Source organism: Rhodococcus wratislaviensis (genome assembly GCF_041228765.1).
Taxonomy (GTDB): Bacteria; Actinomycetota; Actinomycetes; order Mycobacteriales; family Mycobacteriaceae; genus Rhodococcus_F; species Rhodococcus_F wratislaviensis.
In genome coordinates this window covers 4,086,833-4,111,620 of sequence record NZ_CP150488.1, presented here as the reverse complement: position 1 = coordinate 4,111,620, position 24,788 = coordinate 4,086,833, and the positions used below count along the sequence as shown (strand labels likewise).

Sequence of the window (24,788 nt, the reverse complement as noted above, 5' to 3'; positions counted from 1 at the left end):
ACGATCAAAGGAAACCATGACGTACGAAACCATGAAACCCGATGCCGCACTGGCAAAGGTGCCCACCGATCTGTTCATCGGAGGCAGGTGGGTATCACCCGGAACGGGACAAACCATTGCGGTGGAGAACCCCGCCACCGGCGATGTGATCGCCGAGATCGCCGACGGCGGGCTCGCCGACATGGCCGCCGCTCTCGACGCCGCCGCGGCCGCCCAACGGGACTGGGCGCGCACCGCTCCCCGGGTGCGCTCGGACATCCTGCGCCGCGCCTACACGCTCATGCTCGAGCGGTCCGACCATCTCGCCACCCTGACCACGCTCGAGATGGGCAAGCCGTACGCTCAGGCCCGAGCCGAGGTGACGTACGCAGCGGAATACCTGCGCTGGTACTCCGAGGAAGCTGTGCGCATCGGCGGCCGCTACACCGTCACCGAGTCGGGGGTCGGCCGGATCGTCACGATGGCCCAGCCCGTCGGTCCGTGCCTGTTCGTCACACCGTGGAACTTCCCCCTCGCGATGGGCACCCGCAAGATCGGCCCCGCGCTGGCGGCGGGCTGCACCTGCATCGTCAAACCCGCGAAGCAGACTCCGCTGAGCATGCTCGCGACGGCGTCGATCCTCGAGGAAGCCGGTGTTCCCGCCGGAGTGGTCAACATCGTGCCCAGCAGTGATTCCACCCGAATCGTGGCCGCGGCAATGAACGATCCCCGGCTGCGCAAGATCTCGTTCACCGGCTCGACCGAGGTAGGACAGTCACTGGTCCGGCAGTCGGCCGACCAATTGCTGCGCGTGTCGCTCGAACTCGGCGGCAACGCCCCGTTCATCGTCTTCGACGACGCCGACGTCGGCTCGGCAGTGGACGCCGCGATACAGGCGAAACTGCGCAACAACGGGGAAGCCTGCACCAGCGCCAACCGCCTGTACGTCCATTCCTCGATCGCCGCCGAGTTCGCTGCCGAACTCGCCGAGCGCTTCTCCGCGCTGACCATCGGCCCCGGCATGGACCCCGGCACCGACATCGGCCCGCTCATCGACGACAAGCAGCGACGCCAGGTGCAGAGGCTGGTCGACGACGCCGTCGCCAAGGGCGCACGCGTCGCGACGGGCGGGCACGCCCTCGACCGTCCTGGCTACTTCTTCGCGCCCACCGTCCTCACCGATGTGCCCGACGACGCGCTCCTGATCCAGGACGAGATCTTCGGGCCCGTCGCGCCGATCATCTCCTTCGACGACGACACCGCGGTCCTCGAATCCGCCAACTCGAGTAGGTACGGGCTGGCCGCCTACGTGTTCACGCGCGATCTGGACCGCGCGATCCGAGTCGCCGAACAACTCGACAGCGGAATGGTCGCGATCAACCAGGGAACGGTGTCGAACCCGGCAGCACCCTTCGGCGGTGTCAAACATTCCGGCTACGGGCGGGAAGGCGGCCCGGAAGGCCTCGACGAATACCTCGAGACGAAGTACGTCGCACTGGGCGCGGGCACCGCACCCACGAGCATCGGAGGCAGGGCATGACCACCGGAAAGACTCTGGTCGTCGGCGCCCACGGGGTGATCGGCAGCGCAGTGGTGCGGACGCTGACCGACGAGGGCAGGGACGTGGTCACGGTGGCACGCCGCGGCCCGGTCGAGCTGCCGGGCGGGACGACAGTCGCCGACCACATCCAGGTCGATCTCCTCGACGGCGCGGCCACCTCGGCTGCGTTCGCCGGCCGTGCCGACATCGACACGATCGTCTACACGGCATACACCGAACGTGAGTCGATGGCGGCGACCGTCGCACCGAACCTCGCGATGCTTCGGCACGTGCTCGCGGCGGTCGGCGGCTCACCCTCCACCCTCCGGCACGTCGTCCTGATCGGCGGTGGAAAGTCGTACGGCGAGCACCTCGGCTACTACAAGACCCCGGCCAAGGAAACCGACCCCCGCCACCTCGGTCCCATCTTCTACAACGACCAGGAGGACCTGCTCTTCGCCGACGCCCAGCAGCACGGGTACACCTGGACCGTCCTCCGCCCGGATGCAGTGCTGGGTGTGAGCATCGGATCACCGATGAACATGCTGACCGGTGTCGGCGTCTACGCAACCCTGTGCCGGCATCAAGGTCTGCCGCTGCGCTTCCCCGGCACCCCGAAGGCCTGGACGGCGCTACACCAGGCGACGGACAGTGCCGTCGTGGGCGCCGCGGTGCACTGGGCGCTCGAGGCCGAGACGGCACGCGGAGAGACGTTCAACGTCACCAACGGCGACAACTTCCGCTGGCAGCATCTGTGGCCGGACATCGCCGGCTTCTTCGGCATGGACGTCGCGCCGATACAGCCGATGACGCTCGCCGAGCAGATGGCGGACAAATCTGCACTCTGGGACGACGTCGTCGCCCGGCACCAGCTACGCCCGCTCCCGCTGTCCGCGGTGGCAGCCTGGCCGTTCGTCGACGGATGGTTCGCCATGGAATCCGACATGGTGCAGAGCACCATCAAGATCCGCCGGGCCGGCTTCACCGCGTGCATCGACACCCACGAGAGCTTCGTCGCCAACCTCGAGCAACTCCAGCGGCTTCGCCTGATTCCGTAATCCCTTTACACTTTCGACAGGACTACATCATGACCACCACATTCAGTGACACCGACCTTCGAACCGACGCGCAGGCGTGGCTCGACGGATTCTCCCGGTTCCTCACCGCCGAACTCGCGCCCACGGCTGTCTTCGCCCCGCAGTCCTACTGGCGCGACGTGCTCGCGTTCACCGGGGATCTGCGCACCTTCAACGACGAGATTCCCGCGGAGTTGCTCCGCCGCCAGGAACTCGCGAAGGCGACGAACATCCGGATCGCCGAAGACCGGACTCCTCCCCGTCTGGTGGAGCGGGCGGGTATCCCCTGCCTGGAGGTCATCTTCGAGTTCGACACCCTCGCCGGGTCCGGGGTCGGGGTTGCGCGGCTGGTCGACGTGCCGGACCGCGGTCTGCTCGTGCGCTCCCTCTTCACCACACTCGACCAGCTTGCCGACCACCCCGAACGCACCGGCGAGCACCGCCCCGTCGGGCAGGCGGACTCGTCCAAGTTCGGTGGCCCCAACTGGCTGGACCGCCGCGTCGCCGCGCAAGCCTACGAGAACCGCGACCCCGACGTGCTGATCGTCGGCGGTGGGCAGTCGGGACTGACCCTCGCGGCCCGGCTCGGGCAGCTCGACGTCGACGCCCTGGTCGTGGACACCCATGCGCGGCCCGGCGACAACTGGCGCACCCGATACCACGCCCTGACCCTGCACAACGCGGTGTGGCTCAACGACCTTCCGTACATGCCCTTCCCCGCAACCTGGCCGCAGTTCGTTCCCAAGGACAAGCTTGCCGGATGGTTCGAGGCGTACGTCGAGGCCATGGAGATCAACTTCTGGGGTGCCACCGCCTTCGTCGGCGGAGACTACGACGAACAGTCCCGATCCTGGGTTGCGCGAGTTCGTCGCGGCGACGGCACCATTCGCACCCTGCGCCCCAAGCACGTCGTGATCGCGACCGGTGTCAGCGGCATCCCGTACGTCCCGGAGCTACCCGGACTTTCCCAGTTCGCGGGTCGCACGCTGCACTCGAGCGACTACGACGACGCCGGCGAATTCGAGGGTCAACGAGTCGTCATCATCGGAACCGGGAACAGTGCCCACGACGTCGCCCAGGACCTGCATGCTCACGGTGTCGACGTGACGATGGTGCAGCGCAATTCGACCACCATCGTGAGCGTCGACCCCTCGGCCGCGGCGGCGGACGCGTCGTACCTCACTGCACCGACCCTCGAGGACTGCGACCTCCTCTCGATGGCAACGGTCTATCCCGACCTCTACACGGGCAGCCAGATGATCACCGCAACGATGAAGGAACTCGACAAGGATCTCGTCGCCGCCCTCAATCGCATCGGTTTCCGAACCGACTACGGCGAAGAGGACACCGGACAGCAGATGAAGTTCATGCGCCGTGGTGGCGGCTACTACCTCAACGTCGGCTGTTCGGATCTGCTGATCTCCGGGCAGGTCGGGCTGGTCCAGTACGCCGACACGGCCGGGTTCGTCGCCGACGGTCTGAGTCTGACCAACGGCGACGTCGTCGAGGCCGACGCCGTCATCCTGGCGACCGGATACCAGACCCAGCAAGAGGGTGTACGCGCGCTGCTGGGCGACGAGATCGCCGACGCGGTCGGCCCCATCTGGGGATACGACGACGAGGGCGAGGTCCGCAACACGTGGAGGCGGACCGCACAACCCGGACTGTGGTTCTCCTCCGGCAACTTCCAGCTCTGCCGGATCTACTCCAAGGTCCTGGCCATGCAGATCCGCACCGACCTCGACAACGGCTGAATCCGACCGGCCCGGGCGCCGGTTTCGCGGATATCCCCGCGGCCGCTCCCTCCGGAGCCCTACCCTGGACACGCCGAAATGCACTCCCCTGGATGCCTGCGCGCCGTGTGCGGGGCCAGCGCGCCGAGAGGTCGTCACGATGCTCCTCAGATCGAGTGTGGTCGTCTTGTCCTGTGCCGTGGCCGCGGTACTGGCCGCTTCCCCCGCCCACGCCACGCCGTCTTCGGGTGTGACCGCGCAGATCCTGTTCGAGACCACGGTTCCGGCGGTCGCGGGCAGCTCGGCGGGCACGGATCTCACGTTGCGGCGCATCGAGATCGCCCCCGGCGGCACGACGGGATGGCACTACCACGACGGTCCGGTGTATGCGTTCGTCGAATCCGGTGTGCTGTCCCGCACCCTGCAGGACTGCACGAAAGCGGTGACGACGGCCGGTCAGGCGATCACCGAGGACCACGGAAGCGATCACGTCCACGAGGGCTCGAATCTGGGGGCCGAACCGCTGGTGCTGCTCGCGTTCTACACCGAACCGGAGGGCAAGCCCCTGTCCGAGGACGCGCCGGCGCCCGCCTGCTGACAGGTCACCGTGCCCGTCTCCTCATCGGATGACCGAGTCGATCCACTCGAGCGCTCCCGCGACGTCGTCCACCGTTGCCGTCCCCGACGGCAACGGTGGACGACGGATCATCAGGACCGGAACGCCCAGATCACGGGCGGCGTCGAGCTTCGCGTCGGTCTGACCGCCGCCGCTGTTCTTGGTGACCAGGACGTCGATGCGGTGCTCACGCATCAGCGCTATCTCGTCGGGCACCGCGAACGGCCCGCGGGCGAGGAGCAGCGTCGACTGCGGCGGCATCGCCACGTCCGGTGGATCGATCGCGCGGATGAGGAACCACAGTGCCCGCAGGCCGGCGAACGCGCCGACACCCTGCCTGCCGATGGTGAGGAAGACTCTCGTTCCCAGGTCGGGAAGCAGGGCGGCCGCGTCGGCGAGGTCGGTGGCGCGGTGCCAGCGTTCGCCGGGGCGCGGACACCATTCGGGGCGCCGCAGCACGACGAGCGGTATCCCGCGACGGTGCGCGGCGTCGGCGGCGTTGCTCGTGATCTGCGCCGCGAACGGGTGCGTCGCGTCCACGATCGCGTCGACGGGATGTGCGCGCAGCCACTCGTCGAGTCCGTCCGCTCCCCCGAATCCGCCGATCCGCACGTCACCGACGGGCATGCGAGGATCGCGGACCCGGCCGGCGAGAGAGGACACCGCGTCGACGCCCGGAACGTCCGCGAGTGCGGCGGCGAGCGCCCGGGCCTCCCCGGTGCCGCCGAGGATCAGGATCCGTGCCACGCTCAGTGGGTGGTGCGCTCGCGGGTGGCGGAATACAGGTAACTGTCCGGAAACCCCTCGGCAGCAAGCACTTTACCGACGATCACCACGGCGGTCTTCGTGACGCCCGCCGCCTTCACCTGCTCGGCGATCGTGGCCAGGGTGCCGCGGAGCACGATCTCGTCGGGACGCGACGCGAACGCGACAACCGCGGCGGGACAGTCGCGACCGTAGTTCTCGGCGAGTTCCAGGGCGATCTGATCGATCCGGTGCGCGCCCAGGTGCACCACCATCGTGGCACCGCTGCGGCCGAGGGAACGCAGGTCCTCTCCCTCCGGCATCGCGGTGGACAGCGTGGACACCCGGGTCAGCACGATCGACTGCGAGACACCGGGAACGGTCAACTCCCGCCCCAGCGACGCCGCCGCGGCGGTGAACGCCGGCACCCCGGGCACCACGGTGTACGCGACGCCTGCGGCCTCGAGCCGGCGCACCTGTTCGGCGACGGCACTGAAGATCGACGGGTCACCCGAATGCAGGCGGGCGACGTCCTGACCGGCCGCGTCCGCCTCGATCAGCAGGGCGACGATCTCGTCGAGACTCAGTCGCGCCGTGTCGATCACCCGCGCACCCTCGGGGCATTCCGCCAGGAGTTCCTGCGGGACCAGGCTGCCCGCATACAGGCAGACGGGGCTCGCCGCGATGATCCGCTGCGCGCGGACCGTGACCAGGTCGGCCGCGCCGGGACCTGCCCCGATGAAGTACACCGTCATGCCGCATCACCTTTCGACTGCTTCGTCACCGACCACTGCGCCACCGGCAGTTGCGGCCGCCACGCGGTGAACCCGCCGAGCGGCTCACCGCGGTACACCTGAAACTTGCGGAGCTGCCCACCGCATTTCGAGAACCACTGCAGCAGAAGTGCTTCCGATTCTGCCGTCACCGCGTTGGTCACCATGCGGCCGCCGACCCGGAGCCGCGACCAGCACTCCTCGAGCAGACCGTCCTGCGTGACGCCACCGCCGACGAAGATCGCGTCCGGCGTGGACAGTTCGGGTGGCACGTCCTCGAACGCTGCGGGTGCGTCACCGAACACCTCGAGAGACGGCACCCCGAGCCCGGCCGCGTTCGACTCGATCTGGCCGACGCGTGCCGCGCTGCGCTCGAAAGTCACTGCCCGGCAGAGGGGGTGGGTACGCATCCATTCGATCGCGACCGTGCCGGACCCGCCTCCCACGTCCCACAGCAACTCCCCCACCGCAGGTGCGAGGGCACACAGCGTCAGGGCGCGGATCTCGTGTTTGGTCATCTGCCCGTCGCCCGTGAACGCGACGTCGGGCAGTCCTGGCATCCGGGTCAGCCGGAGGGTGCCGGAGTCGGCGCGGCAGTCGATCGCGATCACGTTCAGCCGTGCCCCCGGCTCGTGTGACCATGCCGACGCCGTGCCGTCGAGCCTCGACTCGTCGGGTCCGCCCAGTTCGCCGAGCACGCTGAGCCGCGACGGTCCGAACCCGTGTTGCGTCAGGAGTTCGGCGACGGCGGCGGGGGTGTGCTCGTCGCGGCTCAGCACGAGCAGTCGCGCGTGCTCTCCGAGTGCGGGCAGGAGGGTGTCCACGGGCCGGTTCACGAGACTGACCACCTGTGTCTCGTGCGCCGCCCAGCCCAGCCGGGCACACGCCAGGGTGGCCGAGGACGGGTGCGAGATCACCCGCACCCGCTCCGCGCCGAGCAGGTCGACGAGAGTGACGCCGATGCCGTGGAACATCGGGTCTCCGCTGGCCAGGACGCACACCCGCCGGCCGTGGTGCTGTTCGAACAGGCCCGGCAGCGCGGGGACGAGCGGCGACGGCCAGGCCACCCGTAGTGCCGGCGACTCGGGGATCAGGGCCAGCTGACGCCCGGACCCCATCACGACGTCGGCGGCCTGGATCTCGCGACGCGCGGACGGCGACAGACCGTCCCACCCGTCGGCACCGATCCCGACGACGACGATCGGGTCGATCATCGCGGCATCCGGCGCCAGACCGCCTGCGGCAGCAACCTCATGACGAAGAACACCGGGCGCAACCGTCCCGGCACCCACACTCGGCTCGCACCGCGGTGCAGGCCCCGCACGACCGCGTCCGCGACCTGTGCCGGTGTGCTCGACATCGGCGCCGGCGACATCCCCTCGGTCATCCGGCCGATCACGAAACCGGACCGGACGAGCAGGAGGGAGACACCGCTGCCGTGGAGGGCGTCACCGAGACCGGAGGCGAACCCGTCCAGGCCCGCTTTCGCCGACCCGTACACGTAGTTGGCGCGGCGCACGCGCACGCCCGCGACGGACGAGAACACCACGATCCGTCCCGACCCCTGTTCCCGGAGCACGGTGGCGAGATGCGTGAGCACACCCACCTGCGCGACGTAGTCGGTGTGGACCACCGCAACGGCGTGCCGTGCGTCCCACTCAGCGCGCGCCTGATCGCCGAGAATGCCGAACGCCAGCACCGCCACCGACAGCGGGCCGTGCGTTTCCACCACGGACCGCAGCAGCTTCTCGTGGCTGTCGAGGTCGTCGGCGTCGAATTCCACGCAGTCCACCACGGACGCGCCCGCGCCGAGCAGGGCCTGCCGTTCGGCGGTGAGTTCGGTGCTGCGGCGGGCCGCGAGGACGATCGTGCGGCCGGGCGCGAGCCGGGAGGCGATCTCGAGGCCGATCTCGCTGCGACCCCCGAGGAGGAGTACCACCCCGTCGTCGCCGGGCTTGCCGCTGTTCTTCTTCGATCCCAGGCTCACCCGTCCAGTGTCCTGGATTACCGTCGGGGCATGGACCGCACCCCCACCACTCCGATCCGCCTGACCGACGCGGCGCTCGCCTTCCTCGGCGAATACCACCTCGGAACGCTCACCACGCTCCGCAAGAACGGCACCCCGCACGTCGTCGCCGTCGGCTTCACGTGGGATCAGGAGCACGGGCTGGCGCGGGTCATCACCAACGGCTCCTCGCAGAAGGCCCTCAACGCCGAACACGGAGGATACGGCGCGGTGAGCCAGGTGGACGGACCGCGCTGGATGACCCTGGAGGGCCCCGCCCGGGTACTGACCGACCCCGAGTCCGTCGCCGACGCCGTCGCCCGCTACGCGGCCAGGTATCGCCAGCCCCGGGTGAACCCGACCCGTGTGGTCGTGGAGATCGCCGTCAGCCGCGTACTCGGCTCGGCTGCGCTGCGTCACCACTGAACCGCAGCTTCCACGGGACCAGCGCGGACTCGATCTGCACGGCGAGACTCATCTTGGACACGCCGTCGGTGCGCTCCTCGAACCGGATCGGGACCTCGGCGATGGTCATGCCTCGCTGCACGGTGCGGTAGTTCATCTCCACCTGGAACGCGTACCCGTTGCTCTGCACACCGTCGACGTCGATGGCCCGCAGAGTGTCCGCGTGCCACGCCTTGAACCCAGCGGTGGCGTCCTTGACGCGCAACCGCAGGATCGCGTTGACATAGAAGTTCGCCCACGCCGACAGCGCCTTGCGATGCCAGGGCCAGTCGCTGGCGACCGCGCCGCCGGCGACGTAGCGGGAGCCGAGCACGACGGCCGCGTCCGTCGTCGCCAGGGTCTCCACCATCCGCGGAATGGCCTCGGTGGGATGCGACAGGTCGGCGTCCATCTGGATCACGATGTCCGCACCCTCGGCCAGCGCCCGGGTCATCCCGGCGACGTAGGCCCGTCCGAGGCCGTCCTTCACGGTCCGGTGCAGGACCCCGACCGGGATCGGACCGCTCTGCGCGAGCGTGTCGGCGACCTCACCGGTGCCGTCCGGCGAGTTGTCGTCGACGACCAGCACATGCAGGTTCGGAACATCCAACGCCGCGACAAGCTCGACGATCTTGGGCAGGTTGTCGCGTTCGTTGTAGGTCGGTACGACGACGGTTACCTTCGGGGCGACGCTTTCCATGACACCTTCGCGTGATCTGTGATCCCGACTCCCCGCAGACGTGCAGCGGCGAGTGCGGTCGTGAACAAATGGGAGATGTTACTACCCGCGCCGCATCGCCCCCGCACGCTCCCGGTCCTCAGCCGGGAAGAACCGTCAGCCCGTGCGGCCGGGTGTTGACCGGCTCACAGCCGTCGGCAGTCACGATGACGATGTCCTCGATCCGCGCACCCCACTCCCCGCGGAAGTAGATGCCCGGCTCCACGCTGAACGCCATGCCCTCGGCCAGTTCGATCGCGTTACCCGACACGATGTACGGCTCCTCGTGCACCGACAACCCGATTCCGTGCCCGGTCCGGTGCACGAACACCTCGGCCAGGCCCTGCGCGGCCAGCAGGTCGCGGGCGGCCGCGTCGACCGCCTCGGCGGTGACGCCGGGACGCACCAGGTCGACGGCCGCCGCCTGCGCCTCCTCGAGTACCGCGAACTTGGCGGCCACACCCGGATCGGGCTCACCCATGCTGTACGTGCGGGTGGAGTCGGAATTGTAGCCGGGTTCGACGGGTCCGCCGATGTCGATGACCACGACGTCACCCGATTCGACGACCCGTTCGGACACCTCATGGTGCGGGTCGGCGCCGTGCGGTCCCGAGCCGACGATGACGAACGCCGCCTCGGTGTGCCCCTCCGCGAGGATCGCGGCGGTGATATCCGCCGCCACCTCCGCCTCGGTGCGGCCGACCTTCAGGAACTCCCCCATGCGGGCATGGACCCGGTCGATGGCCTGACCGGCCCGGCGCAACGCGTCGATCTCCGCGTCGTCCTTGACCATCCGCAGCTCCCGCAGCACCCCGGTGGCCAGGACCGGTAGCGCACCGAGCGCCTCCGACAGCGGAATCAGGTGCAGCGCAGGCATCGCATCGGTGACGGCGGTCCGGGCAGGCGACGGCAGCAGTCCCGACACCAACGCGTACGGGTCCACCCCGTCGACCCAGTCGCGGATCGTCAGACCGAGTTCGGACGCGGCCGACTCGGTGAGCGACGCCAGTTCGAGCCGCGGCACGACCACGGACGCGGTGTCACCGTTCGCGGGAACCACCAGGCAGGTGAGCCGTTCGAACGACTCCGCGCGCGAACCCAGCAGATACCGCAGATCGGGTCCGGGCGTGATGAGGAGGCCGTCGAGTCCGGCGTCGCGGGCCAGTGCGCCTGCGCGGGCGATCCGGTCGGCATAGATGGTGGTCGGGAAGCGTGAAGTCGATGCGCCGAGGGAACTCATGGCTTCAGGCTAAACCGGTTTGGCAGGATGAGGGTCATGACAGGGCCTCTGCTTCTCCTCGACGGTGCCAGCCTGTGGTTTCGCGCGTACTACGCGCTACCCGACTCGATCACCTCACCCGACGGTCGATCCGTCAACGCGGTGCGCGGGTTCACCGACATGGTGGCCGCACTGATCACCAAGCACCAGCCGTCCCGGCTCGCGGTGTGCCTCGACCTCGACTGGCGGCCCGCGTTCCGCGTCGATGCGGTGCCCACCTACAAGGCGCACCGGGTCGCCGAGGACACGGGAGGGGCGGAGGAAGAGGTACCCGACACCCTGTCGCCGCAGGTCCCGATGATCCTGGATGTCCTGGCCGCCACCGGAATCGCGACCGCCGGTGCCGAAGGCCTCGAAGCCGACGACGTGCTCGGCACCCTGGCCGCCACCGAGACCCGCGACACGACCATCGTCGTCACCGGGGACCGCGACCTCCTGCAGGTCGTCACGGACGACCCGGTGCCGGTGCGGGTGCTGTACGTGGTGCGCGGCCTCGCGAAGGCCGAACTGCTCGGGCCGGAAGAGGTGGCAGCCAAGTACGGGGTGCCCGCCGACCGGGCCGGCGAGGCCTACGCCGAACTCGCCCTGCTGCGCGGCGACTCGTCCGACGGGCTGCCGGGAGTGAAGGGAATCGGCGAGAAGACAGCGTCGAGCCTGATCATGCAGTACGGATCGCTCGCCGCCCTGCGGGCCGCCGCAGTCGATCCCGAATCCGACATGGCGAAGGGTGCGCGCGCTAAATTCGCCGCCGCAGCGGACTATCTCGACGCGGCACTGCCGGTGGTGCGGGTGGTACGGGACGCGGATGTCGAACTGTCCCGCGAAGACACGCTGCCTGCCGAACCGGTCGATACGGACCGGCTCGGCAGGCTGGCGGAGGAACTCGGAATCGAGAATTCCGTCGGCCGCCTCACGGCGGCGCTGAAAAAGGTGGCCGCCGCACGGGTTCCGTGACGGCCGGGTGAGCCGCCTAGCTCGGGCGGCTCACCTCGTACGTGCCCTTGTCGTCGGTGAAGGTGAGAGTGACCTGCTTCTTCTCGCCGTCCACGGTGAGACTGCACGTGAAGCTGTTGCCCTTCTTCACTTCCTGATCCGCGGGGCAGGTGACACCGGACACGTTCTCGGCGCCGTACGAATCGGTGACGATGCGCTCGACACCGTCCTCGGCCGCCTTCTGGTCGAGGGTGTCCGTGCCGAACACCGTGAACGCGAGCACCAGGGCGATACCCACGATCACCAGCAGTGCCACCACACCGCCGATGATCAACGGCAGCTTCGACTTCCCCGACGACGGCGGCTGCCCCCACTGCTGCTGGCCCGGGGTCGGGCCCCACTGCTGCGGCTGGCCCGGTTGCTGACCCCACTGCGGCTGCCCGGGCTGCTGCCCCCACTGTCCCGGACCCGGCTGTCCGAGCTGACCGGGTTGCGGCTGCTGACCCCACTGCGGCTGCCCGGGCTGCTGGGGGTGCTGACCCCACTGCGGCTGCCCGGGCTGCTGAGGCTGACCCGGTCCCGGCTGTCCCCACGGCTGGGCGGGCGGCTGCTGACCGTACTGCGGCGCCCCGTACTGGCCGCCGGTCTGGTCAGGGTTTCCCTGGCCCGGTTGCTGTCCCTGGGCCCATTGCCCGTTCGGGTCGTTCGGTCCGTAAGGGCCGCTCATCGTCGCCTCCCGCTCACGTGTCAAGTTTTGTACCTACCGTAACGCCCCACCATCGGATTCGGGCCTTCGGACGGCGTGCGAATCCAACCACACGGCGTCGGGTCACGCAGCATCCACGGCGACGACACCGCGGCGGATCGCCGCGACCGCACGACCTGCGGCCTTGCCGACCTCCGGATCGGGGGACGTCGACCGGACCTGTTCGAGCAGGTCGATCACCTGCCTGCACCACCGCACGAAGTCGCCTGCAGACAGCGCACGCCCCTGATCTCCTGCCGCGATCAGCGCCTCGACGAGCGAATTGTCGCTCGCCCAGTGGAAGATCGCGGCAGCGAAGCCGAGGTCCGGCTCACGGGTGGGGGGCAGTTTGTGCCGGATCTCGTCCGCCCGCAGCTCCCGCCACACCCGCACGGTCTCGTCGAGGGCGTGCCGCAGCGCTCCCGGACCGCCGCTTTCGACGGTGTCCCCTTCACGGCGTGATTCGAAGATCACCGCGGACACGACGGCGGCGAGCTCCGCGGGCCCGAGACCCTTCCACACACCCTGCCGGAGGCACTCGGCCACCAAGAGGTCGCTCTCGCAATAGATTCGACTCAGCCGGGTGCCGTGTTCGGTGGCGTCGGGGTGTTCGCCCGGCGAGATGTAGTCGCGCTCGGCGAGCAGCGACAGGATGCGATCGAACGTGCGCGCCAACGAGTTCGTCGTGGCAGCCGCCTTCTGCCGCATCGTCTCGGTCTCGCGGGCCAGCCGGTTGTAACGCTCACCGATCCGGCTGAGCTGCTCGCGGTCCGGCCAACTGTGGCACGGGTGCTGCCGGATGGCGCGCCGCAGCCGCGCGATCTCGGCGTCGTCGGTGGCTGCACCCGACTTCTTACGCTTCCGGCGCCCCGGCGCGACGATTCCGGTGCTGCGCAACGCCGATGCCAGATCGCGTCGCACCCGGGCGGTGTGGTGGTCGAAGCGCCGCGGCAACCGCATCGATCCCAAAGACCGTGCGGGCTCCGGGAAGTCGCCGGCCGACACCCGGCCCGCCCACTTCGCCTCGGTGAGGATCAACGGCTTCGGATCCGTGGGGTCCCGGTCCGGTTCCAGCACCACGGCCAGACCGGAGTGCCGTCCCACGGGGATGGCGATCACGTCGCCGCGCCGCAATGCGACGAGCGAGGCGACCGCGGCGTCCCGGCGTTCGGTCCGGCCTGCCCGTTCGAGTGACCGCTCCCGGCTGCTCAGCTCTTCCCGCAGGCGCGCATACTCGAAGTACTCGCCGTCCTCGCCGCCCAGCCGTTCGCGGAGCGTGGTGAGCGCGGCCTCGTTGCGTTCGATGCCCCGCGTCAGGCCGACCACGGACCGGTCCGCCTGGAACTGGGCGAACGACCGCTCGAGCAGGGCCCGTGATTCCGCCGCGCCCATGCGATCGACCAGGTTGATGGTCATGTTGTAGCCGGGACGGAACGAGCTGCGGAGCGGGAACGTGCGGGTGGAGGCCAGCCCGGCGACGTCCACGGGTTCCACCCCGGGCTGCCACAGGACCACCGCGTGCCCCTCGATGTCGATGCCGCGACGTCCGGCCCGTCCGGTGAGCTGCGTGTACTCCCCGGGGGTGAGTTCGGCGTGCGCCTCGCCGTTGTACTTGACGAGGCGTTCGAGGACGACCGTGCGGGCGGGCATGTTGATGCCGAGCGCCAGCGTCTCGGTGGCGAACACGGCCCGGACCAATCCCTTGACGAACAGTTCCTCGACCGTCTGCCGGAACGCGGGCAGCATCCCCGCGTGGTGCGCGGCGAGGCCCCGTTCGAGCGCCTTGCGCCATTCCCAGTACCCGAGGACCTCCAGATCTGCCTTCGGCAGTTCCGCGGTGTGGGCGTCGATGATGGTCCGGATCTCGGCGACCTGCTCGGGCGTCGTCAGATCGAGGCGGGACCGCAAGCACTGTGCCAGCGCGGCGTCGCACCCGGCACGGCTGAAGATGAACGTGATCGCCGGGAGAAGCCCCTCGTCGTCGAGACGGGAGATCACTTCCGGTCGGGGCAGCGGCCGGAAGTCGCTGGAGAACCCGCGGCCGCCGCCTCGGCGTCCCCTACCCCGCGACTCCCACGAGTCGGCCCGCTCGAGGGCCTGCCGTTGTTTGACGTGACGGACCAGATCCTGGTCGACCACCAGATCCTTGCGGGCGTCCCCGCTGCGCGCCCTCGTGTCGAACAGGTCGAACAGCCGCTTCCCGACCATGATGTGCTGCCACAGCGGGATCGGGCGGTTCTCGTCGACCACGACAGTGGTGTCGCCGCGCACCGTTTCCATCCACGCACCGAACTCCTCGGCGTTGCTGACGGTCGCCGACAGGCTGACGAGGCGGACGTCCTCGGACAGGTGCAGGATCACCTCTTCCCACACGGCCCCACGGAACCGGTCCGCGAGGAAGTGCACCTCGTCCATGACGACGTGGGACAACCCGCGCAGCGCCGGGGAGTCGGCGTACAGCATGTTCCGCAGCACCTCGGTGGTCATGACGACCACCGGGGCGTCCGAGTTGATGCTCGAATCGCCGGTCAGCAGCCCGACGGTGTCCTTGCCGTACCGCCGCACCAGCTCCGCGTACTTCTGATTGCTCAGCGCCTTGATGGGTGTGGTGTAGAAGCACTTGCGCCCGGCCGTGAGCGCCAGGTGCACGGCGAATTCGCCGACCACGGTCTTTCCCGCACCGGTCGGGGCGCAGACGAGGACGCCGTGGCCGCCCTCGAGCGCGCGGCAGGCGTTGATCTGGAAGGGGTCGAGCACGAAGCCGAGCTGCGCCGAGAACACATCGAGTTCGGTGCCGCCGGTCGTGTCACCTGTTGTCACTGCCACCCCGTCAGATTGTCACAGGGTGTCGGAGAAGTCCTGACCCGGTGTGTTGCTGCCGGTCGTGCTCGCGTCGTCGGTCTTGTTCGCGCGGCCGGACTTCCCGGACTTGCGTGACCTCCGGAATCGGCCCGCCGGCTCGGGGACCGGTGTGGCGGCAACGTCGAACGCCTCGTTCAGGTCCGAGGGCGCGGCGATCGTCGACGCCTCGTCGTCGTCGAGAGCACCCCACTCCTGCTCCGCGCGACGGGCCTTGCGGCGGTCGTTGATGCGGGCGATCTGCACGGCGACCTCGAACAGCAGGGTCAACGCGAACGCGAGGGCGAGCATCGAGAACGGGTCCTGCCCGGGGGTGGCGATCGCGGCGAACACGAACAGGGCGAAGATCAGGCCGCGGCGCCACGCCTTGAGTTTCGCGTAGGGCAGGATGCCGACGAAGTTCAGGGCGACGATGAGCAGCGGGATCTCGAAGCTGACTCCGAAGATGATCAGCAGGTTGATGATGAACCCGAAGTATTCCGCGCCGCCGAGTGCGGTGATCTGGACGTTGTCGCCGATCGTCAGCAGGAAGTGCAGGGCCTTCGCGACGACCACGTAGGCGAGGACGGCGCCCGCGATGAACAGCACCGCGCCGGACACCACGAAGCCGATCGCGTAGCGGCGCTCCTTCGCGTAGAGGCCGGGGGTGATGAACGCCCACAGCTGATACAGCCAGATGGGGCAGGCGAGGACGATGCCCGCCGTGAGCGCGACCTTGAAGCGGAGCATGAACTGCTCGAACGGTCCGGTCGCGAGGAGGCGGCACGACCCGTCGCTGGTCAGGTCGGCGCGGCTCGACGCCGGCAGCGAGCAGTACGGCCCCTGCAGGAGCTCACCGAGGCTCTCGATCCCGAGAATCTGGTGGGAGTACCAGTAGAAGCCCACCGCGGTGGTGACCAGGATGGCCAGCACCGACAGGAGCAGTCGCGTCCGCAGCTCGTAGAGGTGATCGACCAACGACATGGTGCCGTCGGGATTGGTCCTCCGCTTGCTGGTGCGCGGATCGAACGGAATTCGCACTGTTGTTCGCCCTAGTCTTGGTCAGCAGGCAACCGGGGTGAAGAGTCACCCCGGTTGTCAGGCGGCTCGGGCTACGCCGACTTGGGCTCGGTGTGTTGCGGCTGCACCGGCGCCGGAGGGGTGACCGGTGCGGTGGTGGTGTCCGCCACGGGCAGCTCGGCGGGCGCGCTCTGCTGCGCGGTGGGCGCCGGCGTGCTGTTGTCGTTCTGCATCTCCTTGACCTCGCTCTTGAAGATGCGGAGCGAACGGCCGAGTCCACGAGCCGCGTCGGGCAGCTTCTTGGAACCGAACAGGATGATGACGACCAACGCGACGATGGCCCAGTGCCAGGGGCTCATGGCTCCCATGATGAAACCTCCAAAAGATCAGGTGACCCTGATGCTACCGGACATACACGGCACCGGTCCGGCCGAAACCGGCTAGTTGCGCTGCCGTTTACCTGTCGCTTTCCTGAGTGCTCACTGTGAGCGCAGATCGGCGAGCAAGGTGTCCCCGGACCAGTGCCGGTTCCCGCCCGCCTCGGCCTCGCGGACCAATTCGACCAGCCTCGCGTTCACCGGCGCGGCCCTGCCCGACGCCGCGGCCAGCCGCACGATCTCCCCGCTGATCCAGTCCACTTCGGTCCGCCGGCCCGCTTCGAGGTCGTCCCACATCGAGGATCGTGCGTGCGGGTCGATGGCCAGCATCCGGCTGCCCGCCACCCGGAACACCGCGTCCGGGACGGTCAGCAGCCGGGGAATCCACTGCGGCGGCAGCGGTGTGAGCTTGGCGACAGCGATGCCGCGGGCGGTCAGGAGAGCGAGCGCTTCCCGCTGCGCCAGGGCGACCGCGCGCCGGAACGACCGCTGCGACAACTCCTCGCGGAGCGGCAGGCCGGACAGGGCGTTGACCGCGTTGTTCAGGTTGAGCAGCAGCTTCGCCCACTGCACCGAGCGGAAGTCCGCACGTGCGTGTAGCGGCAACCCGGCGTCGTCGAATACCCGCTCGAATGCGCGCACCGCCGGATGCTGCTCGATCTCGAGGTCGCCCTCGGAACCCTGGTGGAAGTGCCCGCCGCCGCGGTGCACCACGTTGAACGGGACCATTGCCGCGAGGACGACCTGCTCCGGCAATGCCGCACGCAGGGTGTCTGCATTGCCCAGCCCGTTCTGCGCACTGACCACAACCGTGTCGGAACCGATCGCGGATGCCAGCGCGGCACCCGCGTCCGGTGTCCCCGCCGATTTCACCGAGACGACGACGAGGTCGGCCGTGGCCGCCGACGCGGGGCCGGTGGCGAAGCCGATCCCGGAGGCACCGACCCGGATGTCCACTCCGTGCAGGTCCGTCAGCCGCAACCCGTGTTCGCGGATCTCCGCGCCGACGCGCTCCCGGCCGATCAGGGTCACCTCGGCGCCGGCCGCGGCGAGCCGGCCCCCGAGATAGCATCCGATGCTGCCCGCGCCGAAGACGCTGATCCGCAGCGGACGTCCGTCGCCGTTCATGCCTCGACGGCGTCGTAGGCCGACAGCGCCTCCACGGCCCGGCGGCGCACCTCGTCGACCAGTTCGGCCGGTTCGAGGACCGTGATCCCGGCGCCGAAACCGAGCACGAGCCGGGCCATCCACTCGAGCGCCCCGTAGCTCATGCTCGCCTCGACCGAGCCGTCCGCGGCAACCGCCCGGACATCCATCGGGTAGTAGTCGAGCACCCACACGCAGTCGGCGCCGATGTGCAACCGGGCCTGGGGAAGGGACGCGTCGCCGCTGAACAATTCCAGGTTGGAATCCCGCACGAGGGCCTGCGCCGGCGGTGTGGACGGCTCGTCCAGCTCGGTGGCGGCGTCGATCCGGTCGAGCCGGAACAGCCGGACCCCCTCGGCCTGCCGGCACCACGCCTGCAGATAACTGTGGTTGTCGACCAGCACGATCCGCACCGGATCCACGGTGCGCTCGGTGACCCGGTCCCGGGACGCCGAGTAGTACGTCAGGTGGAGTGCGCGCCGATGATGGAGCGCGGACCGCACCGCGGCGGCGATGGGATCTTCCGCGACGTCCTCCACCGCATCCCGCTCCGACGCCGGCGTCACCGCCGCGCGGGCCGCCGCGGTGCCCGCGGCGTCCTCGATCTTGGCGATGGCGCTGTGCGCCGCGGACGGATCGACCATGCCCGGCATCTCCACCAGCGAACGCAGGGCAATCAGCAGGGCGGTCGCTTCGGTGGACGTCAACCGCAGCGGGCGGTCGATGCCCGCCGAGAACGTCACCTCGATGCTCTCCTCGGAGAACGAGAGGTCGATGAGGTCGCCGGGACCGTAGCCGGGCAGGCCGCACACCCACAACTGGTTGAGGTCGGACATCAGCTGGGTGGTGGTGACGCCCAGTTCGGCGGCGGCCTCGGCCGCGCTCATCCCGGGGTTCGCGATGAAGTATGGCACCAGGTTGAGGAGCCGGGACAGTCTCGACGACAGCCTGTTGCTCACGACGTGCCCCCTTCCCCTGCGGCGTCCTTCAGCTTGGTCAGCACGTCGTGGCGTAGTTCGGGCGGATCGAGGACCAGGGCGTCCGCACCGTGGCCCGCGACCAGCCGCGCGATCCAGTCCCGCGAACGGACCGGGATCCCGAGCACGGTGCCGCTGCGCTCGTTCACCCGCTTCTCCTCCGCCGTGGTCGCCAGTCGGCGCAGTTCCTGGGCTCGGCCCTCGGCCACCCACACGGTGGCGGTCCCGGTGACCTCCCCCGAGCCGGTGACCCGGTCGACGATCTCCCGGAGGTCGACGCCCGCCGGTTTGTGGACGACCCCGGACGGTCCGAACTCCGTCACGTCGTCGCCGATCCGCGACAGCCGGAACGTTCGTACGGCCTTCCTGTCGACGTCGTGACCGACGAGGTACCACCGGCCGTGCGCGGTGACGACACCCCAGGGTTCGACGGTGCGCTCGGTGTACGGCTCGTTGAGGGCGCCGCGATGCGGGAAATGCACGGCGCGGCCGGCATCGACCGCCGCCAGCAGCTTGCCGAGCGCCGGTTCGGAGCCTCGGGTGCGGGCGGGGACCGCCGTGATCGGGGTTGCCGCCGAATCCGGATCCACCTGCACGCCCGCTGCACGCAGCTTGAGCAGTGCCCCCTGGGCCGCGGACGTCAACTCCGGGGATTCCCACAACTGGACCGCCACCGCGACTGCCGCCGACTCCTCCTGGCTGAGGTCGATGTCGGGAAGCTCGTACGCGTTGCGGTTGATGCGATAGCCCTCGACCGTAGAGAACCGCGACGCCTGCCCGGTCTCGAGCGGAACACCGAGATCCCGGAGCTCGTTCTTGTCGCGTTCGAACATGCGGCTGAACGCCTCGTCGCTCGCGGAGTCGGCGTACCCGGCAACGCTCTCGCGAATCTTCTCGGCGGTGAGGAACTGTCTGGTGGACAACAAACAGATCACCAGGTTCATCAACCGCTCGATCTTGGAAGTCGGCACGCCCGGAAGCCTAGTGGGTGAGCCCGTTACGGACTCCCACAGCGCCGCTACATCGAGGCAATCAGGCGCTCCACCCGCTCGTCGACCGACCGGAACGGGTCCTTGCACAGCACGGTCCGCTGGGCCTGGTCGTTGAGCTTGAGATGCACCCAGTCGACCGTGAAGTCCCGTCCGGCCTCCTGCGCGGCGGTGATGAACTCGCCGCGCAGCTTCGCCCGGGTGGTCTGCGGCGGAGTGTCCACGGCCGCCTCGATCGTCTCGTCCTCGGTGATCCGCTTGACCAGACCCTTCCGCTGCAGCACGTCGAACACGCCGCGACCGCGTTTGATGTCGTGGTACGCCAGATCCAGCTGCGCGATCTTCGGATCGGCCAGCTCGAAGCCGTGCCGGTCCTGGTAGCGCTGGAACAGCTTGCGCTTGATCACCCAGTCGATCTCCGTGTCGACCTTCGCGAAGTCCTGCGTCTCGACCGCGTCGAGCATGCGACCCCACAGGTCGACCACCTGCGTGACCTGCGGATCGGGATCCCGGTTCTGCAGGTGTTCCACCGCGCGCGCGTGGTACTCCCGCTGAATGTCGAGGGCACTGGCCTGCCGGCCGCCGGCGAGCCGCACCGGACGGCGTCCGGTGACGTCGTGACTGACCTCGCGGATGGCGCGGATCGGGTTGTCGAGCGCGAAGTCGCGGAACGACACCCCGGCCTCGATCATCTCGAGGACGAGCGCGGCGGTGCCCACCTTGAGCATGGTGGTGGACTCGGACATGTTCGAGTCGCCGACGATCACGTGCAGGCGGCGGTACTTCTCCGCGTCGGCGTGCGGCTCGTCACGGGTGTTGATGATGGGCCGCGACCGTGTGGTCGCCGAGGACACACCCTCCCAGATGTGCTCCGCGCGCTGCGACAGGCAGAACGTGGCCGCCTTCGGCGTCTGCAGGACCTTGCCGGCGCCACAGATCAGTTGCCGCGTCACCAGGAACGGGAGCAGCACGTCCGAGATCCGGGAGAATTCGCCGGCCCGGGCCACGAGGAAGTTCTCGTGACAGCCGTACGAATTGCCCGCCGAGTCCGTGTTGTTCTTGAACAGGTAGATGTCGCCGCCGATGCCTTCCTCGGCGAGCCGCTGTTCGGCGTCGATCAACAACTCCTCGAGTACGCGTTCCCCCGCCCGGTCGTGGTTGACCAACTGGATGAGGTTGTCGCATTCGGCTGTCGCGTATTCGGGGTGCGAGCCGACGTCCAGATACAGGCGGGCACCGTTCCGGAGAAACACGTTGGAGCTCCGGCCCCACGACACCACCCGCCGGAACAGGTAGCGCGCAACCTCGTCCGGGCTCAGTCGCCTGTGACCATGGAAGGTGCAGGTCACACCGAACTCTGTCTCAATTCCCATGATTCGTCGCTGCACACCTCGACAGTACAACGCGGATCACCCGGCGGAGCGGTAAAACCGTTCGGCGACACCCCGCGCATACCCTGAGATGGTGAACCGACACCTACACCGAATCCACCGGGCCGACGAGATCGTCTTCGACCGCAGCGCCGATCTGAGCCCGTCCGGGCTCGACCGGGCCATGCGCTTCCTCAGCCGCGCGGCCGACAAGGGGCTGCTGTGGTGGTTCGTGGCGGCGGTGCTGGGACTGGTCGGCGGGCGCGCCCGGCGCGGTGGTGTGCGGGGCCTGCTGTCCCTCGCGATGGCGAGCGGTCTGGCCAACGGCATCCTCAAGCCGCTGTTCCCGCGGCGCCGCCCGCCGGCCCGCGTATGGACGAACGTGCTGCGTGGGGTAGCGATCCCCCGGTCCTCGTCGTTCCCGTCCGGACATGCGGCGTCGGCGGCGGCATTCACCACGGGTGTCGCCCTGGAATCGCCCGCGACCGCTGCCGTCGTGGCCCCCCTTGCCGCCGCGGTCGCCTACTCCCGTGTGCACAACGGCGTGCACTGGCCGACTGATGTTGCCGCCGGGCTGATACTCGGCGGGGCCGTCGCATCGGGCACCCGCCGCTGGTGGGCGGTGCGCACAGAGGAACCGGCAGAGCTGGGCCCCACCGTCGACGCACCGGCACTTCGGGGCGGTGAGGACCTGCTCGTGGTGGTCAACCCGGATTCCGGGCCCGACAGTGTCGATCCCAGTGAGGAGATCACGACCGCTCTCCCCAAGGCCGACGTGCGCGCACTCGACACCGACCGCGATTTCGCCGAACAACTCGACGCCTGGGTGACCGACCGGAAGCCCCGCGCCCTCGGAGTGTGCGGTGGCGACGGGACCGTGGTCGCCGTCGCGTCCGCGGCAGCGCGTCACGCATTGCCGCTGGCGGTGTTCCCGGGCGGAACGCTCAATCACTTCGCGCGGGACGCCGGCGTCGCCGACATCTCGGACACGGCGAACGCCGTCGAGACCGGACATGCGGTTCTCGTCGATCAGGCCGTCGTCCACACCGACGTCGCGGAGCCGGCGCCGTTCCTCAACACCGCCAGTCTCGGTGGCTATCCCGACGCGGTGCGACTGCGGGAGAAGTGGCAGCCGCGGTACGGCAAGTGGCCCGCGGCGTGTGTGGCGATGATCCGGATTCTCTCCGCGGCAACACCGCTCGCCGTCACCATCGACGGCAGGCCCGTGAAGGTCTGGATGTTGTTCGTGGGGAACGGTCGGTATTCCCCGGCCGATCAGGTCCCGATGTCGCGTCCCGCCATCACCGGCGGACTGCTCGACGTCCGGTACGTGCGGGCCGACCGGACAGCGTCCCGGCCGCGGCTGCTGTTCGCCGCCGCCACCGGGACGCTCGGAAGCAGCCGGGTGTACGTGCGATCCCTCGTGCCCCGGCTCACCGTCCGCGTGGACGGCTCGCCGGTCGCGCTGGCCACCGACGGTGAAGTGGTCGCCGACGCCCTGAGGTTCGACTTCCGGACGGTGCCCGAAGGTATCGCGGTGTACCGGCCTCAGACCTGAGGGTCGGCCGGCTTCGTCTCGGTGTCCGGCTTCGACTCCGGAGCGGGCTCCGAGGCGGCCGCAGGCGCTGCGGGGATCAGCTGTTCGAGCGCGGGTCCGGTGATCCGCCGGAACGCGCGGCGAGGCCGGGACTGGTCGAGCACGGCCACCTCGAGGCTGGCCACGTCGACGTTCCGCTTCTCGCCTTCCCCGGCACCGCCCTGACGCAGCGCGTTCACCGCGATACCGACCGCCGCCTCGAGATCGAGGTCGGCACGGTACGACTCGCGCATGGCGGTCGCGATCGGCTCGGTCGTGCCACCCATCACGACGAAATGCTGTTCGTCGACGATGGATCCGTCGTAGGTGATGCGGTACAGCTGGGGAGCCTTCGGGCTGCCCACGCGCCCGACCTCCGCGACGCAGATCTCCACCTCGTACGGCTTGGGCTGTTCGGTGAAGATCGTGCCCAGGGTCTGGGCGTACGCGTTGGCCAGCGATCGGCCCGTCACGTCACGGCGGTCGTAGGAGTAGCCGCGCATGTCGGCGTGGACGATCCCGGCGCGCCGCAGGTTCTCGAACTCGTTGTACTTGCCGACGGCCGCGAAGCCGAGCCGGTCGTACAGCTCGCTGACCTTGTGCAGCGCGGTGGAGGGATTCTCGGCGACGAACAGCACGCCGTCGCGGAACGTGAGCACCACGACGCTGCGTCCCCGGGCAATTCCCTTGCGCGCCAGTTCCGAGCGGTCCCGCATGATCTGCTCGGCGGAGGCGTAATACGGCATGGTCATCGCGCAGACCCCCCTTCTTCGGTGCGCTCGGCGACGATGCGCCGAGCCAACTCGGACGTCGTCTCCTCGGACACGTGTACGGCACCGGCCTGGGTGATCGTGACCGCGGTCGGGTAGATACCGCGGGTCAGGTCGGGCCCACCGGTGGCCGAGTCGTCGTCGGCCGCGTCGTACAGCGATTCGATGGCCGCCCGCAGGGCGGTCTCCTCGTCGCTGTCCGGCGAGTAGATCTTCTTCAGTGCCGACTTCGCGAACAACGATCCCGAACCGACCGCGTGGTATCCGGCTCGTTCCTCGTACCGGCCGCCGACGACGTCGTACGAGACGATCCGGCCCGCGTGGGCCTCGTCGTCCGCGTCGAGGTCGTAGCCGACGAGCAGCGGGACGACCGCGAGACCCTGCATGGCCGCCCCGAGGTTGCCCCGCACCATCGACGCCAGGCGGTTGGCCTTGCCGTCGAAGGTCAGCTGAACGCCCTCGATCTTCTCGTAGTGCTCGAGTTCGACGGCGAACAGGCGGACCAGTTCGATGGCGATACCCGCGGTGCCGGCGATGCCGGCCGCCGAATATTCGTCGGTGACGTACACCTTCTCGACGTCCCGGCTGGCGATCAGGTTGCCCTGGGTCGCGCGCCGGTCGCCGGCGAGCAGGACGCCACCCTTGTAGTTGAGCGCCACGATCGTCGTTCCGTGCGGTGCGAGATCACCGCTCTCCATCCCGTCACCACCCCGTGTCGAGTGCGAACGATGGCCGATCCGATTCTCCGGCAGCAATTCTGGTGCGTGACCACGCAGATACTCGGTGAACGAGCTCAGATTCGAACCGAAACTGAGCCTCGTCTCACCGTCGCCTGTCCGCAATGCCGGTCGATCCGCCGTCACTGGCCGCCCTTCTGGACATAGGCCCGGACGAAGTCCTCGGCGTTCTCCTCGAGCACGTCGTCGATCTCGTCGAGCAGGTCGTCGGTGTCCTCGGCCAGCTTTTCGCGACGTTCCTGACCCGCGGCACCGTCAGCACCCGGGGTGTCGTCCTCGTCGCCGCCACCAGTTCGTTTGGTCTGCTCTTGCGCCATCGCAGCCGACCTCCTTGTGTGAAGGGAGCTCTTCTTCCGAGCGTCCTGTCCTGCCAAGCAGTCTGACTACATCATCCGCTCGGACC

At 69.0% G+C, this 24,788-nt stretch carries 24 protein-coding genes; 7 read left to right on the top strand and 17 right to left on the bottom strand.

Annotation, left to right across the window (positions count from 1 at the left end; all coding sequences use genetic code 11):
* The first annotated feature begins 16 nt into the window (after positions 1–16).
* The 4 genes from WKC72_RS18950 to WKC72_RS18935 all read left to right on the top strand — a co-directional run bounded on the left by WKC72_RS18950 (position 17) and on the right by WKC72_RS18935 (position 4,926).
* Complete coding sequence (locus tag WKC72_RS18950) at positions 17–1,519, top strand: NAD-dependent succinate-semialdehyde dehydrogenase (RefSeq protein WP_370183931.1); 1,503 nt, start codon at positions 17–19, stop codon at positions 1,517–1,519.
* A complete protein-coding gene (locus WKC72_RS18945) occupies positions 1,516–2,577 on the top strand; it encodes an SDR family oxidoreductase (protein WP_370183929.1) in 1,062 nt (353 codons plus the stop codon). The genes WKC72_RS18950 and WKC72_RS18945 overlap by 4 nt, the downstream gene beginning before the upstream one ends.
* 29 nt (positions 2,578–2,606) lie before the next feature.
* A complete protein-coding gene (locus WKC72_RS18940; RefSeq protein WP_370183927.1) occupies positions 2,607–4,349 on the top strand; it encodes a flavin-containing monooxygenase in 1,743 nt (580 codons plus the stop codon).
* Between the two features lie 139 nt (positions 4,350–4,488).
* Positions 4,489–4,926, top strand: a complete 438-nt coding sequence (locus WKC72_RS18935; protein WP_370183924.1) for a cupin domain-containing protein — start codon at positions 4,489–4,491, stop codon at positions 4,924–4,926.
* Positions 4,927–4,947: 21 nt separating this feature from the next.
* Here the strand turns inward: WKC72_RS18935 and WKC72_RS18930 are convergent, their stop codons facing one another.
* Genes WKC72_RS18930 through WKC72_RS18915 form a run of 4 tightly spaced genes read right to left on the bottom strand, consistent with a single transcriptional unit; the run spans position 4,948 to position 8,448 of the window.
* Complete coding sequence (locus WKC72_RS18930; RefSeq protein WP_370183922.1) at positions 4,948–5,691, bottom strand: cobalt-precorrin-6A reductase; 744 nt, start codon at positions 5,689–5,691, stop codon at positions 4,948–4,950.
* A gap of 2 nt (positions 5,692–5,693) precedes the next feature.
* A complete protein-coding gene (gene cobM, locus WKC72_RS18925) occupies positions 5,694–6,443 on the bottom strand; it encodes a precorrin-4 C(11)-methyltransferase (RefSeq protein WP_037229548.1) in 750 nt (249 codons plus the stop codon).
* Positions 6,440–7,675, bottom strand: a complete 1,236-nt coding sequence (gene cbiE / locus WKC72_RS18920; protein WP_112298593.1) for a precorrin-6y C5,15-methyltransferase (decarboxylating) subunit CbiE — start codon at positions 7,673–7,675, stop codon at positions 6,440–6,442. Before cbiE ends, cobM begins: the two co-directional genes overlap by 4 nt.
* A complete protein-coding gene (locus WKC72_RS18915) occupies positions 7,672–8,448 on the bottom strand; it encodes an SDR family NAD(P)-dependent oxidoreductase (RefSeq protein WP_370183918.1) in 777 nt (258 codons plus the stop codon). The genes cbiE and WKC72_RS18915 overlap by 4 nt, the downstream gene beginning before the upstream one ends.
* Positions 8,449–8,478: 30 nt before the next feature.
* Between WKC72_RS18915 and WKC72_RS18910 the strand changes: the two genes are divergently transcribed.
* Positions 8,479–8,892 carry a TIGR03618 family F420-dependent PPOX class oxidoreductase gene (locus WKC72_RS18910; RefSeq protein WP_370183914.1) on the top strand — a complete coding sequence of 138 codons (414 nt, stop codon included), beginning with the start codon at positions 8,479–8,481 and terminating at the stop codon, positions 8,890–8,892.
* Here the strand turns inward: WKC72_RS18910 and WKC72_RS18905 are convergent.
* Positions 8,852–9,610, bottom strand: coding sequence for a polyprenol monophosphomannose synthase (locus WKC72_RS18905; RefSeq protein ID WP_370183912.1), 759 nt, complete (start codon positions 9,608–9,610; stop codon positions 8,852–8,854). The two genes, WKC72_RS18910 and WKC72_RS18905, sit on opposite strands and share 41 nt — an antisense overlap.
* Before the next feature lie 118 nt (positions 9,611–9,728).
* Positions 9,729–10,868 carry a M24 family metallopeptidase gene (locus tag WKC72_RS18900; RefSeq protein ID WP_370183909.1) on the bottom strand — a complete coding sequence of 380 codons (1,140 nt, stop codon included), beginning with the start codon at positions 10,866–10,868 and terminating at the stop codon, positions 9,729–9,731.
* A gap of 36 nt (positions 10,869–10,904) precedes the next feature.
* Between WKC72_RS18900 and WKC72_RS18895 the strand changes: the two genes are divergently transcribed.
* Positions 10,905–11,861, top strand: coding sequence for a 5'-3' exonuclease H3TH domain-containing protein (locus tag WKC72_RS18895; RefSeq protein WP_370183906.1), 957 nt, complete (start codon positions 10,905–10,907; stop codon positions 11,859–11,861).
* Between the two features lie 16 nt (positions 11,862–11,877).
* Here WKC72_RS18895 and WKC72_RS18890 read toward each other — a convergent pair whose 3' ends face one another.
* The 8 genes from WKC72_RS18890 to pafA form a co-directional block, all read right to left on the bottom strand.
* Positions 11,878–12,567 carry a DUF4333 domain-containing protein gene (locus WKC72_RS18890; RefSeq protein WP_081792281.1) on the bottom strand — a complete coding sequence of 230 codons (690 nt, stop codon included), beginning with the start codon at positions 12,565–12,567 and terminating at the stop codon, positions 11,878–11,880.
* A gap of 102 nt (positions 12,568–12,669) precedes the next feature.
* Positions 12,670–15,405 carry a DEAD/DEAH box helicase gene (locus WKC72_RS18885; protein WP_370184397.1) on the bottom strand — a complete coding sequence of 912 codons (2,736 nt, stop codon included), beginning with the start codon at positions 15,403–15,405 and terminating at the stop codon, positions 12,670–12,672.
* Between the two features lie 18 nt (positions 15,406–15,423).
* Positions 15,424–16,464 carry a twin-arginine translocase subunit TatC gene (gene tatC / locus WKC72_RS18880; RefSeq protein ID WP_370183903.1) on the bottom strand — a complete coding sequence of 347 codons (1,041 nt, stop codon included), beginning with the start codon at positions 16,462–16,464 and terminating at the stop codon, positions 15,424–15,426.
* Between the two features lie 71 nt (positions 16,465–16,535).
* A complete protein-coding gene (tatA, locus tag WKC72_RS18875; protein ID WP_005563470.1) occupies positions 16,536–16,811 on the bottom strand; it encodes a Sec-independent protein translocase subunit TatA in 276 nt (91 codons plus the stop codon).
* Between the two features lie 111 nt (positions 16,812–16,922).
* Positions 16,923–17,948, bottom strand: coding sequence for a 2-dehydropantoate 2-reductase (locus WKC72_RS18870; protein ID WP_370183900.1), 1,026 nt, complete (start codon positions 17,946–17,948; stop codon positions 16,923–16,925).
* Positions 17,945–18,925, bottom strand: a complete 981-nt coding sequence (locus WKC72_RS18865; RefSeq protein ID WP_037229535.1) for a YafY family protein — start codon at positions 18,923–18,925, stop codon at positions 17,945–17,947. The genes WKC72_RS18870 and WKC72_RS18865 overlap by 4 nt, the downstream gene beginning before the upstream one ends.
* Entirely contained in the window at positions 18,922–19,914 is a 993-nt protein-coding gene (locus tag WKC72_RS18860) for a YafY family protein (protein ID WP_112298597.1), read from the bottom strand. Before WKC72_RS18860 ends, WKC72_RS18865 begins: the two co-directional genes overlap by 4 nt.
* Before the next feature lie 47 nt (positions 19,915–19,961).
* A complete protein-coding gene (gene pafA, locus WKC72_RS18855; protein WP_012687833.1) occupies positions 19,962–21,320 on the bottom strand; it encodes a Pup--protein ligase in 1,359 nt (452 codons plus the stop codon).
* Positions 21,321–21,393: 73 nt separating this feature from the next.
* On the opposite strand from pafA, the gene WKC72_RS18850 reads away from it, so the two are divergent.
* Entirely contained in the window at positions 21,394–22,860 is a 1,467-nt protein-coding gene (locus WKC72_RS18850) for a phosphatase PAP2 family protein (RefSeq protein WP_370183896.1), read from the top strand.
* On the opposite strand, the gene prcA is transcribed toward WKC72_RS18850, so the two are convergent.
* From prcA to WKC72_RS18835, 3 genes are read right to left on the bottom strand one after another with little or no spacing between them, the layout of a single operon-like run.
* Positions 22,851–23,630, bottom strand: a complete 780-nt coding sequence (gene prcA / locus WKC72_RS18845; protein WP_037229529.1) for a proteasome subunit alpha — start codon at positions 23,628–23,630, stop codon at positions 22,851–22,853. The genes WKC72_RS18850 and prcA overlap by 10 nt on opposite strands.
* Complete coding sequence (gene prcB, locus WKC72_RS18840) at positions 23,627–24,511, bottom strand: proteasome subunit beta (RefSeq protein WP_370183893.1); 885 nt, start codon at positions 24,509–24,511, stop codon at positions 23,627–23,629. The genes prcA and prcB overlap by 4 nt, the downstream gene beginning before the upstream one ends.
* Positions 24,508–24,702, bottom strand: coding sequence for a ubiquitin-like protein Pup (locus WKC72_RS18835; RefSeq protein WP_007299058.1), 195 nt, complete (start codon positions 24,700–24,702; stop codon positions 24,508–24,510). The genes prcB and WKC72_RS18835 overlap by 4 nt, the downstream gene beginning before the upstream one ends.
* Positions 24,703–24,788: the final 86 nt, after the last annotated feature.